This is a genomic window from Convivina intestini (genome assembly GCF_003096575.1).
Classification (GTDB): domain Bacteria; phylum Bacillota; class Bacilli; order Lactobacillales; family Lactobacillaceae; genus Convivina; species Convivina intestini.
Window position 1 is genome coordinate 42,673 of sequence record NZ_QEKT01000002.1, and the last position, 15,282, is coordinate 57,954.

At 41.9% G+C, this 15,282-nt stretch carries 12 protein-coding genes; 4 read left to right on the forward strand and 8 right to left on the reverse strand.

Annotated features, from left to right (window positions below; genetic code table 11):
- Nucleotides 1–13: 13 nt before the first annotated feature.
- The 5 genes from C7384_RS02340 to ilvD form a co-directional block, all read right to left on the reverse strand.
- Nucleotides 14–2,332, reverse strand: coding sequence for a transglycosylase domain-containing protein (locus C7384_RS02340; RefSeq protein WP_089939488.1), 2,319 nt, complete (start codon nt 2,330–2,332; stop codon nt 14–16).
- Nucleotides 2,333–2,350: 18 nt separating this feature from the next.
- Nucleotides 2,351–2,962, reverse strand: a complete 612-nt coding sequence (gene recU, locus C7384_RS02345; protein ID WP_089939490.1) for a Holliday junction resolvase RecU — start codon at nt 2,960–2,962, stop codon at nt 2,351–2,353.
- A 208-nt stretch (nt 2,963–3,170) separates the two neighbouring features.
- Nucleotides 3,171–4,133, reverse strand: a complete 963-nt coding sequence (locus C7384_RS02350; protein ID WP_089939493.1) for a bile acid:sodium symporter family protein — start codon at nt 4,131–4,133, stop codon at nt 3,171–3,173.
- A 23-nt stretch (nt 4,134–4,156) separates the two neighbouring features.
- Entirely contained in the window at nt 4,157–4,468 is a 312-nt protein-coding gene (locus tag C7384_RS02355; protein ID WP_089939496.1) for a metal-sulfur cluster assembly factor, read from the reverse strand.
- A gap of 2 nt (nt 4,469–4,470) precedes the next feature.
- Nucleotides 4,471–6,216, reverse strand: coding sequence for a dihydroxy-acid dehydratase (ilvD, locus tag C7384_RS02360; protein WP_089939500.1), 1,746 nt, complete (start codon nt 6,214–6,216; stop codon nt 4,471–4,473).
- Nucleotides 6,217–6,839: 623 nt separating this feature from the next.
- Between ilvD and ilvB the strand changes: the two genes are divergently transcribed.
- The 4 genes from ilvB (at nt 6,840) to ilvA (ending at nt 12,063) form a co-directional block, all read left to right on the forward strand.
- On the forward strand, nt 6,840–8,567 hold the full coding sequence (ilvB, locus tag C7384_RS02365) for a biosynthetic-type acetolactate synthase large subunit (RefSeq protein WP_089939503.1): 1,728 nt from the start codon (nt 6,840–6,842) through the stop codon (nt 8,565–8,567).
- A 129-nt stretch (nt 8,568–8,696) separates the two neighbouring features.
- Nucleotides 8,697–9,719: a ketol-acid reductoisomerase gene (gene ilvC, locus C7384_RS02370; RefSeq protein ID WP_089939507.1), complete on the forward strand. Its 1,023-nt coding sequence runs from the start codon at nt 8,697–8,699 to the stop codon at nt 9,717–9,719.
- 107 nt (nt 9,720–9,826) lie between these two features.
- The gene (locus C7384_RS02375; RefSeq protein WP_089939510.1) at nt 9,827–10,609 is read left to right on the forward strand and encodes an ABC transporter ATP-binding protein; all 783 of its coding nucleotides are present in this window, start codon (nt 9,827–9,829) and stop codon (nt 10,607–10,609) included.
- 179 nt (nt 10,610–10,788) lie between these two features.
- Nucleotides 10,789–12,063: a threonine ammonia-lyase IlvA gene (gene ilvA / locus C7384_RS02380; protein WP_420838707.1), complete on the forward strand. Its 1,275-nt coding sequence runs from the start codon at nt 10,789–10,791 to the stop codon at nt 12,061–12,063.
- A 31-nt stretch (nt 12,064–12,094) separates the two neighbouring features.
- Here ilvA and C7384_RS02385 read toward each other — a convergent pair whose 3' ends face one another.
- The 3 genes from C7384_RS02385 to C7384_RS02395 form a co-directional block, all read right to left on the reverse strand.
- Nucleotides 12,095–12,721: a helix-turn-helix domain-containing protein gene (locus tag C7384_RS02385; protein WP_165806766.1), complete on the reverse strand. Its 627-nt coding sequence runs from the start codon at nt 12,719–12,721 to the stop codon at nt 12,095–12,097.
- A 101-nt stretch (nt 12,722–12,822) separates the two neighbouring features.
- Nucleotides 12,823–13,965, reverse strand: coding sequence for a thiolase family protein (locus tag C7384_RS02390; protein ID WP_089939517.1), 1,143 nt, complete (start codon nt 13,963–13,965; stop codon nt 12,823–12,825).
- The gene (locus C7384_RS02395) at nt 13,955–15,160 is read right to left on the reverse strand and encodes an AMP-binding protein (RefSeq protein WP_089939520.1); all 1,206 of its coding nucleotides are present in this window, start codon (nt 15,158–15,160) and stop codon (nt 13,955–13,957) included. Before C7384_RS02395 ends, C7384_RS02390 begins: the two co-directional genes overlap by 11 nt.
- Nucleotides 15,161–15,282: the final 122 nt, after the last annotated feature.

Here is a 15,282-nt window from a genome sequence, read left to right on the forward strand (position 1 = left end):
CAGGGCTTTTAATTTAAGTTTTTTTGGATTCACTTGAAGATGATGACACTTGACTGCTACTTGAAGATGCTGGCGCCGAACTAGCTGATGAGGAAGAGCTAGCCGCATCCCCACCATTGTTAGTCGTTGCTGGTTGATCTTCTTCAGTCTCTCGCCGCTGGTACTGAGAAGAGGCATAGCTACTGGTACTATAACTAGAAGTGCTATAGCTTGAACCAGTACTATATGATGAGCTATCGGAACTATCATCACTGTCAAAGCTGCCGGTACCATTCATGGAAGCCACACTTGGCAAACCACCATTACTCCAGTTAGCACCTTTTACTTCGTACTCGGCAATATTGTTACGAACTGTCTTAGTCACCGTACTTGGGGCATGCCAATCCGTATTACTACGATAACGCATGGCATAGGACATGATTTCCTTGTAGTACTTTGATGGTAGGTCCTGCTTATCCCAAGGAATGTAGTGACCCGTTTGGTTAGGTTGATCATAGCCCATCCAAACTGACAAAACATAGGAACGAGTATAACCAGTAAACCAAGCATCTGAAATTGCTTGATCAGGCATGCCCGCCCGTTCATCATAGGCGACCAAACCAGATTTACCAGCCTGATGAAGGCCAGGAATCATAGCTTCTGAAGCAGTTCCAACATAACTAATAACACCCTTCATCATGTCAGTTAGCATAAAGGCCGTACTTTCCTTCATGGCCTGCTTACCGTTGACCTTATTTTTATGGGTAGTCCCATCGCTAGTGATTACATCTTTGATGTAACTAGGCTTATAGTAGGTGCCACCATTGGCAATGGCGCCAAAGGCACCAGCCTCTTGTTCTGAAGAAATCGGAATTCCCAAGGCTGCCGAACCTTCTGGCAAATTGGCTGTAGTGATGCCTAAGCCAGTTAAGAACTTAGATGAGCGCTTAGCTCCCACCTCATCCAAGGTTTTGATGGCTGGAATATTACGAGACAGGGCTAAGGCCGAACGCATCGTCATGTTCCCCATGAAATTATTATCCCAGTCATTGACTGAAATATCGGTTCCAGGGTACTTATACTTCTTATCTTCAACCGTCCGGTAAGTCGGCCAGTTTAAATATTCAACCGCTGGACCATAATCAACCAAAGGCTTAACCGATGAACCACCCGAACGCATCGTTTGGGTAGCACGATTAATACCAAAGGTGGTCTTGAGGTTACGACCACCGATTTGGGCAATTACGCGACCGTTATCCGGATTGGTCATGGTTGCACCCAGTTGCAAATCTTTACTACCGTAATCAAGGGCAGAAGCATCATTGGCCTGTTCATAGAGCTTTTTTTGCAACTTATAATCCATGTCAGTATGGATTTTTAGACCACCCTGGGTAGTGTCATAGCCCATTTCTTTTGCTTCAGAAATAGTGGAGCTGACATAACCATCAACCAGCTTACGTTTATCATCAGTATCTTGAGCCTTTTGACTGATATCTTGCAAACCATCATTAACGGGCACAGCGATTGCCTGATTAGCATCGTCTTGACTAAGAGCCCCGTACTTAACCATTGCCTGTAGTACCAAATTTCGACGTTTGGTGGTGATATCCGTATCACTAGCATAGGGATCGTAGTTAGTTGGTGATTGTGGAATACCGGCCAAAAGTGCCAATTGGGCTGTTGATAGCTCTTTGAGTGACTTACCGTAGTAGTAATCAGCGGCGGTCTTCATGCCGTAGATGCCATGACCCATGTAGACTTTGTTAATATAGAAATCTAAAATCTGGTCCTTAGTATAATTCTTTTCAACCTGAGTGGCCAAATAAATCTCTTGGGTCTTACGCTTAAGCGTTTGGTCCGCACTAGAAGTACTAAAGACCGATAACTTAACCAGTTGCTGGGTCAAAGTTGAACCACCCTGCATTCCTAATGAAGAGCCGGCCAAGTTACTAGCCAAGGCCCCACCAACACGAATTGGATCAACACCATGATGCTTATAAAAACGACGATCTTCAATCGAAACAATGGCTTGTTTAAGACCATCCGGAATATCGTCTTGGGTGGCATACTCCCGGTTTTCAGTGGCAGTAGACCAGACAATATTATCGTCTTTGTCATAAATCCGGGTCGCATTTTCAGCTGATAAACTTGATTCGGTAATCTTAGGTGCAGTAATAAGATAGTAGCTAAACAAAGCAGTGGCACATAAGATTAAGGCCAACATGATTAGTCCTAACCATCGGAAGAACCGCATCACTGGTCCTCTAGGTTTAGTCCGCTTTTGCGACGCTGAACTTTCTGACTGAGAACTCGGTTCAGGGGTTGATGGTTGAGCTTGATTATCCTTTGACATAAAAAAAACTCCTAGTAACTAGGTCAAGTCTGACAACATTGAATCCAAAGCCCGTAAATAATCAAGACTAGGATTCAAACTAGTAGGTATTTGATAGCTATGTTCAACAATTGCCGCATAGGTAATCGAGCGTGCCTGTGATCGATCCTGCCATTGAGCAATCAGCCGACTAGCCGGATAGATGTAGCTTTCATTGAACTTGGTAAACTTAATAATGATAAAACCAATCCCGCCTTGCGATAAAACATTTGCTAAATGTCGAATCTGATGTTCGTGCAAATTTTTAAGCGGAAATGAAGTTTTATTACTGGTCTCTTTGGCATCAAAATCAATATAGCGACCTTGATAGACACCATTATAATCTGTTGTGGACGGTTTTTGGAAGTAGGCTTCGGTTATTTTAGCAGCAGAACGCATGGGATAGTCGACCCCAACAATTGTGACTGGGGTCGGCTTTTTGTGAATAACGGCCAAATGATTCTCTAAATAGTAGTCATTGGCTTGGTTAATCTCATCTTCAAGTCCCATTCCCCGCCGGCTATAGAGCGAAACACGTTGCGTCTTTTTGCTACGAGTAAGCGCATTGCTTACCTTTTCCTGCCGATGAGTTCCCTTCGGATAGTTAATCATTCATACTCCAAATTTTGTACTCAAAATGTGATTACTAGTATTTTACCATAATTTTGAACTTAGCTCTTGTTTACAAAAGCAAGCACTAATTTAGACACAATTATTAACTTTTTCTTCCTATGATATGTAAATCATTTCTTACCATAAAAAAAGACTAAGTTACCTTCGCAACTTAGTCCTTTTTACATTCGTTTACTAATTTTAATCGTTAGTTACTGATTTTACGATCATGATTCTTCCACCAGGCTGCTAAAGTTGAACCAGAGATATTATGCCAAACCGAGAAAATAACGGCTGGTAGCGCTGAAGCTGGTGAAAAATAAGAAATTGCTAAAGTAGAGGCCAAGGCTGAATCTTGCATCCCGACTTCAAAAGTAATGGCCTTTTGTTGTGGTTCTTTCATTGATAACAAACGTGAAAAACCATAACCAAGGGCGTAACCAGATAAATTATGTAACATAACAACGGGCACTAGTAGTAAGGCTGTGGCCGAAAAAATATTATGGGCATTGGCTGAAAAAACCGCGGTAATAATAACTAAAATAGCAAATTGTGAAATCAAGGGCATTACTTGAACAATCTTTTCAACATGCTTTTTTAATAGGGTATGCACAATCAAGCCCAAAACAATCGGTACGACCACAATTTCTAAGGCTGAAAAGAACATTTCTTGAAATGGTACTGCAACCCATTTACCAGCCAACAATTTTAATAGAGATGGCATCATAATTGGTGCCAACAAGGTTGATAGCAAACCAATTGATACATCTAAAGCGACATCCCCACCTGATAGAAAGGACATCACATTGGAAGAAGTCCCCGATGGGGCCGAACCAACTAAGATGACCCCCACGGCTGCCGCTCCGGTCAAACCAAACAAATGCACCAAGCCAAAGGCCACCAGCGGCATAATAACATAATGGGCAACTGTTCCTAGGATTACCATCTTTGGATTTTTAGCCACTTCTTTGAAATTATCCACTGACAGCGTTACCCCCATGCCAAACAGGATAATCATCAATAAAATTGATACGGCTGATAGATGGCCAATTTTTGTCGTTGCCAAGGTCACACCGGGCTTGGGGACAAAGTAGGCAAAAGCACAAACTGCCAGGATAATTACCACAAAATACTTCGTTATCCAGTTCGACAACTGGGTTAATATTTTCATACTTCTCTCCCTGATTCTTCTTTTTAATGTATTCCTAAGGCCATTTTGGCATAGCGACTCATGCGATCAATCGTCCATGCTGGTTCCCAAACCAATTCGACCTTAACGTCTTTAACTTCTGGTAATTCTCGCAAACTTTTTTGAACCATTTGTTCGAGGACTTCCATGATGGGACAGCCCATCGTCGTCAAAGTCATGGTGACCGTCACTATGCCATTTTCAAAGTTCAAACCATAAACCAGCCCTAAATTAACAATGTCACAGCGTAATTCCGGATCAATCACCTTTTCTAAACAGGCCAACATCCGGTCTTGTAGGTCACCACTATCACTCATTTTTAGTACTCCTCAAATAATTCATCCACATTCTTCATAACCGCACCAGTGTTGGCTGACTTGACTAAGGCTTGATATCTCAGTAACCAGCCACTAGTGATTTTAGGTTTAAAGGGTTTAATGTGTTCTTTACGCCGATTCAATTCTTCATCCCCGACGTGTAGTTCAATCGTTCTTTCAGTCAAATCAATTGTAATTTTATCCCCATTTTGAATTAACCCGATTGGGCCACCGGCTGCCGCTTCAGGACTAACGTGGCCCACCGATATACCACGCGAGGCCCCTGAAAAACGACCATCCGTAATTAAGGCCACATCTTTTCCAAGGCCCATGCCCATAATAGAAGAAGTTGGTCCTAACATCTCCGGCATTCCAGGGCCTCCTTTAGGTCCTTCGTATCGGATAATGACAACGTCTCCGGCTTTAATTTGGCCATTATCAATGCCATGCACGGCTTCTTGTTCAGAATTATAAACTACGGCACTCCCGGTAAAGGTCTTAATGGATGAATCAACCCCACCAGACTTAATCACCGCCCCATTCGGTGCTAAATTACCATATAGGATCGATAGTCCACCCTGCTTAGAATATGGATTCACATCATATCGCCGAATAATTTCATCATTCAAAATTGCATGACCGGCAACATTTTCTCGAATCGTTTTCCCAGTTACGGTCATTCGATCAGGGTGTAAGACGCCTCCCATCCGAATCAATTCATTCATAATCGCTGGTACCCCACCAGCCTGGTGGACATCTTCCATAGTCCAACTAGAAGATGGCGCAATTTTCGACAGGTAAGGAACTTTTTTGGCTATGTTATTAATGTCAGCCTGATCAAATTCAATCCCAGCCTCATGGGCAATGGCCAAAGTATGTAGAACTGTATTGGTTGAGCCACCCATAGCCATATCTAAGGCCATGGCATCGTCTAAGGCATCTTTAGTAACGATATCCAAAGGACGAACATTTTCCTTAACCATCCGCATCAATTGTTTAGCCCCTTCCCGGACCAAATCTTTGCGTTCTTCAGAAATAGCCAGAGCAGTGCCATTAAATGGCAAAGCCAAACCCATCATTTCCATCAAAGTATTCATCGAATTGGCGGTAAACATCCCAGCACAAGAACCACAAGTAGGGCAAACACTTTGTTCTAGCTTTAAAAATTCCTCTTTGTTCATCAAACCAGATTCAAAAGTACCAACTGCTTCAAACATAGTTGATAAGGTAGCCGCCTTACCATTTGCATCCAGCCCGGCTTTCATCGGTCCACCAGAAACAAAAACAGAAGGAATATTACAACGCAGTGACGCCATAATCATTCCCGGTGTGATTTTGTCACAGTTAGGCATGAAAAACACACCGTCAAAACAATGAGCATTAATCACTGTTTCAGCTGAATCAGCAATCAATTCCCGGGATGGCAAGGAATAGCGCATGCCATCATGCCCCATGGCAATCCCATCATCAACCCCAATCGTATTAAATTCAAAGGGAATCCCACCGGCGGCTCGAATTGCCTCTTTGGCCACATCGGCCAAAGCCCGTAGATGAACATGCCCCGGTACGATTTCAACATAGGAATTACAAACCGCAATAAAGGGTTTGTTCATGTCCTCTGGATTTTTAATTTGTCCCGTTGCATACAACAAAGATCGCGCTGGGGCCTGATGAGCCCCCAACTTAATTCGATCTGAACGTGATTTTAAATCCTCACTAGTGATATTAAACGAAAAATTATCTGCCATAGTTTTCTTGGTGTATGGGATTACACCGCTCCTCTCTTTTCGAATCCCAATGGTATCGGTTCCGTTAATTGATTTAGTTTCCCTACGCCCTCCCACGCATTTCTTACAACAAAAAATCCCCAACAGTTCAACAAAACTGTGGGGATTTCAGAAATAAACACACAAGTATGTCCTAATTATCCACACAGAATCGCTGCAAAATAACGACTAGAATGACGATAATCAAGACAATGAGCACTTGCATAGTTATTTCCTCCTAAATTTATACATTCTTCACATATCGGCGATTGCCAATGACACTAATTTACTCAATTATGAGCAAAATGTCAACAAAATATATTTATTTTCTAATTTTAATATTTTAATTTTAATCTTTTCACCATTTTTATTGCGGCCTAATTTTTTCCTTATCTATATCGATGGTGATAAGGTACCTTTTTTAAAAGATAAAAAGACTAATATTGTTCTTAAAAGAGCAAAAACTCATAAAATTTAGTGATTTATTTTAAAAATAAGTGTTGACAAATCAAAATAGCTTGTTAAGCTTAGAGGCATGTTAATTCGAAATTAGAAACATTCTCATTTAGTTCTAATTTTATTTTACTTTTGAAAGGTATTTGCCTATGAAGGATAAACAAGAGAAAAATATATCAAAGTCAGTCCACCAAAGTGGTCCAGAAATATTAGTTCAAACTCTTCAAGATGAAAAAGTTGATTTTGTTTTTGGCTATCCGGGTGGCTCTGTGCTATCTATCTTTGATGCTTTCTACACAGCTGGCATTCAAAATATTCTACCCCGCCATGAACAAGGTGGCATTCATGCTGCTGAAGGTTATGCTAAGGCCAGCGGAAAAACCGGGGTTGTCTGTGTCACTAGTGGTCCGGGCATTGCTAATACTGTTACTGGTTTAGCAGACGCCATGCTAGATTCAGTTCCCCTAGTTGTCTTAAGTGGTCAGGTAGGAACCGATTTAATCGGCACCAATGCCTTTCAAGAATTAGATACGCTGAGTATGACCAAGTCAATTACTAAAGGAACATTTCAAGTAGACCATTTATCTGATTTGGAACCGGTACTTAAAAAAGCCTTTGCTTTGGCCCAAACTGGCCGGAAAGGTCCGGTGGTTGTTGACCTGCCAAAAGATGTCATGGCACCGGGTTTAAGTAATCAAAATGAAGCTAAAACCACTTTTTCTTCTAATAAAGAAGAAAGTTCCACCTTAACCGTTAATCAACTCACCCAACTAACTGCTATCGCAACGGCTTTGCAGCAAGCAAAGAAGCCCTTGCTTTTGGTTGGCGGCGGGGTGATGGCAGCCCATGCCAGTCATTTAGCCCAAGAATTTGCCCATCAATATTTTTTACCAGCAGTGAGTACCTTAATGGGATTAGGCACTTTTCAAAAGGACGACCCCCTATACATCGGAATGGTGGGGATGCATGGCGCCTATGCTGCTAATATGGCTTTACATGAATGTGACTTTCTATTAAATATTGGTTCCCGCTTTGACGATCGAGTAGCTCTTTCACCGGATAAGTTTGCGCCACAAGCAAAGATTGCCCATATTGATATCGATGCAAATGAAATCGGCAAAATTATTCCAGTTGATTATCCATTGATTGCTGACGCTAAAACCGCCTTAACCGCCCTACTAAAAATTGATACTCAGCCTACCAAACATCAAACTTGGTTACAAACCTTGGCTGAACGGCAAAGCCAACAATCCTATCCCTATCAGCCCAGCGACACTGATATTAAACCGCAAACTGTCGTTAAAAAAATTGGCCAATTAACTAAGGGTCAAGCCTATGTGGTAACAGATGTTGGTCAACATCAAATGTGGGCTGCTCAATTTTATCCCTTTAATCGCTCCAACCAATTAATCACATCTGGCGGCTTAGGCACGATGGGCTTTGGGATTCCAGCCGCAATTGGCGCTCGGTTGGCTGATGCTAACCATCCCGTCGTACTGTTTGTTGGAGATGGTGGTTTCCAAATGACCAGTGAAGAACTAGAAGTTATCGGGGAGCGACAATTGGATATTAAAATTGTGCTCTTTAATAATCAGCGCTTGGGCATGGTACGGCAATGGCAAGACCAACTTTTTGAACAAAGACGAGCTGAAACTGTCTTTGATCACCAACCGGATTTTGGCCAATTAGCCCAAGCATATGATATAAACTATGCCAATTTAAATGAACGTAGCCAGGTCATGGAAGAATTAAGTGCAGTATTTAATCAAACTGGCCCAATCATCATTGAAATTCCAATTCCAAGTGATGAAGCGGTCTCCCCCATGATTCTACCTGGTAAGGGTAATAACGAGATGTTGGGACTAAACCCGATGTGAATTTTAACCGCCTAAATCAGGCGTCCTTATTAGTTTTTAACCAAATGGTTAGGAACTAATAAGGTCGATTGATTGTCAATTGACCCTGTAATTGTACAGAGAAAAGCAAAGAAATACGGAGGAAGTATCATGAGTGTAGACATGTTGTATGAAAAGGATGTAACCACCAACTACTTAGAAGGTAAGACAATCGCCTTTATTGGTTATGGCGCCCAAGGGCATGCCCAGGCTAATAACCTGCGTGATTCCGGCTATAAGGTCATTATTGGTGTCCGCCCAGGGGAAAGTTTTGATAACGCCAAAACTGATGGTTTTGATGTTTATTCCGTTGCCGATGCTGCCAAGCAAGCTGACTGGATTCAAATGCTTACACCCGATGAAGTTATGTCAGACATCTATAAGGAAGAAGTTGCGCCTTATCTAGAAGCTGGCAACGTCCTTGGTTTCTCGCATGGTTTCAATGTTTATTACAAGGAAATTGTGCCACCAGCAGATGTGGATGTCGTAATGATGGCCCCTAAGGGTCCTGGAAATCTTTGCCGTCGTACCTATAAAGAAGGCTTTGGGGTTCCTGCTCTTTACGGTTACTTCCAAGATTATTCTGGTCATGCCGAAGATCTTGCTAAAGAATTTGCCAAGGGTAACGGAGGCGCTCGTGCCGGTTTGCTAAAAACAACCTTTAAGGAAGAAACTGATGAAGATTTGTTCGGTGAACAAAACGTTTTGATGGGTGGCGTAACCGCCTTGATTGAAACTGGTTTTGAAGTTTTGACTGAAGCTGGTTACTCACCTGAATTGGCCTACTTTGAAGTTCAACACGAAATGAAGTTAATCTGTGACTTGATTTATGAAGGTGGATTCAACAAGATGTATCAAGATTGTTCCAACACATCTGAATATGGATCATACGTTGTTGGTCCTAAGGTTATCAACGCTGAGTCAAAGAAGGCCATGCAAGAAGCTTTGAAGGATATCCAAACTGGTAAGTTTGCCAAGGACTTCATGGACGACTACCGCGCTGGCTTCCCTGAGCTATACAAAATGCGTGAACGTTCAGCTAATTCACAACTTTCCAAGGTTGGTGCCGAACTACGGGAACGGATGCCATTCGTTGCTGCCGATGATAAATATAGCACGCCTACCAACGATTAAAAATCGCTTAGCTTGTAACTCAGAAACTTACTGGCTTACATAGTTAATCACTCAAAAAGACTTGGAACAGCTGTTCTCAGTCTTTTTTCTTACAGGAGCAATCAAGCATGACAGCCATCTTAAAATTTACAAATGTTTCGGTTGCACGTGGTAACCGTCAAATCTTAACCGATATTAATTGGACCATTCAACCTCAGCAAAATTGGGCGATTTTAGGATTAAATGGCGCGGGTAAAACTACCCTACTAAAAATGATTCACGGTGATCTCTGGCCAACTGATGGTCAAATTGAAGTTCTGGGTAATAAATTTGGCCAGACCAATATTCCAGCCTTGCAAAGACGAATCGGTTGGGTTAGCACGGCCCTACAAGAACAACTTCACGTCAATGATAATGTCGATAAAATTATTCTTTCGGGCAAATTTTCTAGTATCGGTTTGTATGAAAAATATGATGAAACTGATTTAGAAGCAGCGCGGCAAACCCTTCGTAATCTTGGAGGTGCTAAACTGATCGGCAAATCTTATAGCATCTTATCTCAAGGTGAAAAACAATTAATTCTAATTGCGCGCGCTTTAATGGCTAAACCTGAATTATTAATTCTTGACGAGCCTTGTAATGGTCTCGACCTTTTTGCCCGGGAAAAGCTGCTCAATCAAATCCAACAATTAGCCCAACGGCCAGATCGTCCCGCCCTACTGATGGTGTCTCATCATATTGAAGAAATTATGCCAATTTTTAACCGGGTATTACTACTCAAGCAAGGACGAATTTTCCAAAAAGGTGAACGCATTGACTTATTAAATCGAGCCGTACTGACCGCTTTTTACCAACAAAAAATTGGTATCGAAGTTCTTGAATCAGGTCGGATGGCCGTATATCCTAATTGATATTTTCTTGAAAGGAACTACTATGTCAACTTTGAATATTCGAATTATGATTATTTTTTATCCACGAATACTTTCAGCTAGCTGACATATTGGTTTTTTTCAAGACGAATTTTACCCAATAACCATTCTTTGTCCCTAGTTGATTGAAACTGGGGACTTTTTTATGCAAAAGCAAAGGAATTTATATAACCAAGAAAACACCCCAACTAACTGACCAAGCGGTACTCACCGCTTATAACGTCTTAAAAGACGTGGTCGATCACACCCCTCTCCAATATAGCGCCTACCTATCTCAACGCTATGACTGTCAGGTTTATCTAAAGCGAGAGGACCTCCAACCGGTCCGGTCCTTTAAAATTAGAGGGGCCTATTATGCCATTTCCAAAGTACCGGCCAGTCAGCGTGCTCAAGGAGTAGTTTGCGCTAGTGCCGGTAATCATGCCCAGGGAGTAGCTTGGACCAGTGCCAAATTAAACATCCCCGCTGTTATCTTTATGCCCACGATTACACCCAAGCAAAAAGTCGATCAAGTTAAATTTTTTGGTGGATCAAACGTAACCATTAAATTGGTTGGTGATAGTTTTGACGATGCCCAAGCAGCAGCCAATGATTACTGCCAGAGCCATTCCATGACCTTCATTGCCCCTTTTGATAATTTAGATACCATGGCTGGTCAAGGAAGCTTGGCAGTTGAAGTCATCAACGATGCTGTTCAAAAGGAATTGCACTTGGACTATCTTTTTGCCGCAGTTGGTGGCGGCGGTCTATTGAGTGGGATTAGTACTCATTTTAAAAAATCCTCTCCCCAAACTAAGATTGTCGGCGTCGAACCAGCCGGAGCAGCTTCTATGGCAGCCGCCTTTGCCAAAGGACAGCCAACCAATCTAACTCAATTAGATAAATTTGTAGACGGGGCAGCTGTTAAAAAAGTTGGCGCTTTAACCTACGCAACCTGCCAAGCTAATGTTGACCGTCTCATGCAGGTGCCAGAAGGCCAAGTTTGTCAAACTATTTTAGACTTATATAGCAAAATGGCCTTAGTGGCCGAGCCAGCTGGCGCCTTGTCAGTTGCTGCTTTAGAACAATACCAAGACCAAATTCACGGTAAAACGGTTCTTTGTGTCATTTCTGGTGGTAATAACGATTTCAACCGTCTACCCGAAATTGAAGAAAAAGCCTTAATTTATGCTGGTTATCAACACTATTTTATTGCCCACTTTGCTCAGCGAGCCGGAGCCTTACGACAGTTTGTCAATGAAGTCCTTAATTCAGATGATGATATTACCAAATTTGAATACACTAAAAAAGTGCATAGTGACAAGGGGCCGGTGCCGATTGGCGTCCGCCTCGGCCAGGTCGAAAATTTATCAGGGTTATTAGAACGTTTAGCTGAATTTGACCCGAATTATCTTAACTTGCAAGAAGATCAGACCTTGTATCGCATGTTAGTTTAAAAAATTAGCCTTCCAGTATGGAAGGCTAATTTTATTTCTTAGTATTTTTAAAGTACAAGAAGGCAGCCAGCCCTAACGCAGCACTAATCATACCAAAACCAACACCCATTCTGATTGATGAATTATGCCAAAACATAATTATCAATAGACCGCCTACAATGAAAATAACAGGGACAATTAGGGCATACTTTAAGCCATGTTGCCCACTCGTATACTCCTGCCAACGCCATTTAAGGCCTAAGTGGTAACTTTCATCAAATTTATTCAGCTGATATATGGCAATCAACAACAAAATAAACATCGGCCACATAAAGAGCCCAGCGATTGAGGATGGTCTGGAACCATTTACCATGGAAAATATCAACCAAATTAATATAATGAAATCCATCCCCATCAGCGAAAAGCGAATCGGTTTTAAATTCTTAACCACTTCTTTTCGCTGTAAGGCTTCCCGCATCCCCGTATCTTCCTTTAGTAGCGTGTCCAAAGAAATCTGATAATAGTCACTAAGCTCAACCAGACTGGCCACATCTGGATAAGTTTTTTCATTCTCCCAAATAGAAATTGTCTGTCGGGAAACATGGAAGTGCTGGGCCACTCCATCTTGGGTTAACCCTTTGTTTGTTCTAGTTACTTTCAATCGATCACCAAACCGCATCGCTTTTCCTCCTTGATATGATCCCATCTTAGCTAATTATGATCAAAAAAGTTAGCAATGATTCCTTGCAGCCTTGATTTAAGTGGGTTTGATGATGAAAATTATAGCTTGGCCGACCAAGCACGATTAGCAATCAAAAGACTAATCCCCATCCCACCAGCCACACACATAGTGGCAATTCCTAAGGCGGGTCGGTCAATTTGATTTAAACGATTTAATAATCGGGCTACTAAAATACCGCCAGTCGCCCCGTAGGGATGACCAAAGGCCAAGGCGCCACCCCAACCATTGAGTTTTTCATCCGATAAAGCAAAACACCTTTGAAAAAGAAGCGCCTGAACCGCAAAGGCTTCGTTTAATTCAACCGCTTGAATGTCATCCATAGTTAAATCATATTTGGCTAGCAAAGCTTGGGTCGATTTAATCGGACCGATTAAAAATTCCTGCGGTGCCACACCCAAACTCACCTGTCCTAAGTAATAACCCTCTCCGGCAATTTCACTATCCGAATTCGCTAAAATTACCGAAGAAGCGCCATCGTTAATTGGGCAACTATTTCCTGCCGTTACTCTACCGTCCGTAACAAAGGCTGATTTTAACTGCCCTAATGTTTCCAAAGAGCAATCTGGCCGCACCGTTTGATCAAGCTCAATTCCCTCAATTGGTATCATTTCTTGGATTAATTGTCCCTTCTCTTGGGCTTGAGCCGCCTTATGATGACTATGCCAAGCGTACTGATCTTGTTCCTGCCGACTAATTTGATACTTTTGACTAGTTATCTCAGCCACCAACCCCATATCTAAATCTTCCATGTCACTAGGCGTCATGGGAAAACGTTGCCGTGACGCCTTGGTAATTGGGTCAATAATCGGCCTGGCCTGAGAAGTACTCTCAACACCACCGGTAGCCACAAACTTAGCATCCCCAACGCGAATGCTATTGGCCCCATTAATAATGGCAGCTAACCCGGAACCGCACTGACAATCTATGGTTTGGGCCGGTACCTTAATTGAAAAACCAGCCTTTAAGGCACAGCGCCGGGCCAAATTACCACCAAGATTAGTTACATTGCCTAAGATTATCTGATCAATTTGCTTTAAGGACAAAACTGACTGTTGGGCAAATTGTTGGTCAATGAGCTTCATATATAGATAATCAGGCTGATATTGGCTCAAACTACCGTGGATTTTACCAATCGGTAACCGCTTGGCCGTAACGATTTTTACAGGTTGATTAAAGTTCACAAAAAGCTCCTTTTAAGTAGAGTGCAGTTAGATAAATCCGTGAAATTTTCTGGTTCCGAGTACAAGGTATCTTATCGCTAGTTAAATAATATTGCGGCCGTTTAAAGGCTGGTAAGCGCTTCTTAAGAGTTGCTAGTAAATAAATTTTATCGACTGGATTGATTAGTAGTAGGGCAATCTTTTGACCATAAATATCATCAGGAACCCCAAAGGCCACACAGTCGGTCGCTAAATCTTGAACAGCCGCTTCAATCTCACTGGGTAAGACTTTATTGCCACCATGGTCAATCAAATCGGCCTGACGACCTAATAAAAATAAGTGTTGGTGATCCAAATAGCCTAAATCATCGACCTGCCAGTGCTGTGGTCGAACCATCTGTCCTAAATAACCGGCAAACAGATAGGGACTAGTGACAACAATGGCTTGTTGCGGCGTTATTTGCAAGTTAACATCTGGAAAAAGTTGACCAACGCAACTGGCTACTTTTCCCTTGTTTAGGTCCTGCCAACTAATAAAACTAGCTTCGGAACTACCATAAAATTCAATTAGCTGGCTTTTAGGAAATTTATTTTGTAGTTGACTTAGTCCTTTTTGTGATAATTGACCACCACCTAAGATAATTTTTTTAAGGTAGGCGCTCCCACCTCCAGCTTGTAGTACAAAGGTCGGTACACTAAATAATACGGTATTGGCGGTTAATTGTTTTAATTCTGCTTGCGTGTTGATAAACTGAAAAGTTTTCCCCAGATAAAGAGCCAACATCAAGGTGTGCAGTCCCAAGGAAGTCGTTAGCGGACTGGCAGTGGCAATCACTGAATCAGCCTGGAAATCAAATAACTGATTAGCAACCTGAAACCCCTGGCGCCAAGAGGGCCAATCTCGTACATAAAATTTTGGTTTCCCTGTTGAACCTGAAGTTTGGCCGATAAAAAAAGGCTGGTCAGTAGGCATTTTCAGCGGTAAAACCTCAGCAACGACCGGATAGTTGCCGGAAGAAATTACCGCTAGAAAATGTAAAATAAAGGCTTCAGGTGTAACATCATTAACCAAAATCAATTGGTTATTGGTCTGGATTTTCTCCGCTGCTTGGGCTACGGCATCGTCTAACTGATCATAAGTGTACTCTCGGTTTGAAAATTTTAGGGCCGTCTTTTGATGATATTTGGACACTAATTTTTGAAATTGAAACGTCACAGCTACCCCTTCTTAATTTAATATATACATTTATTGTAAACCATTTATAAATATTTTGGTTACAAAAAATAAAAGAAGGTTCTTAAGCCTTCTTTTATCTATTATTTAATCAATCTCAGACC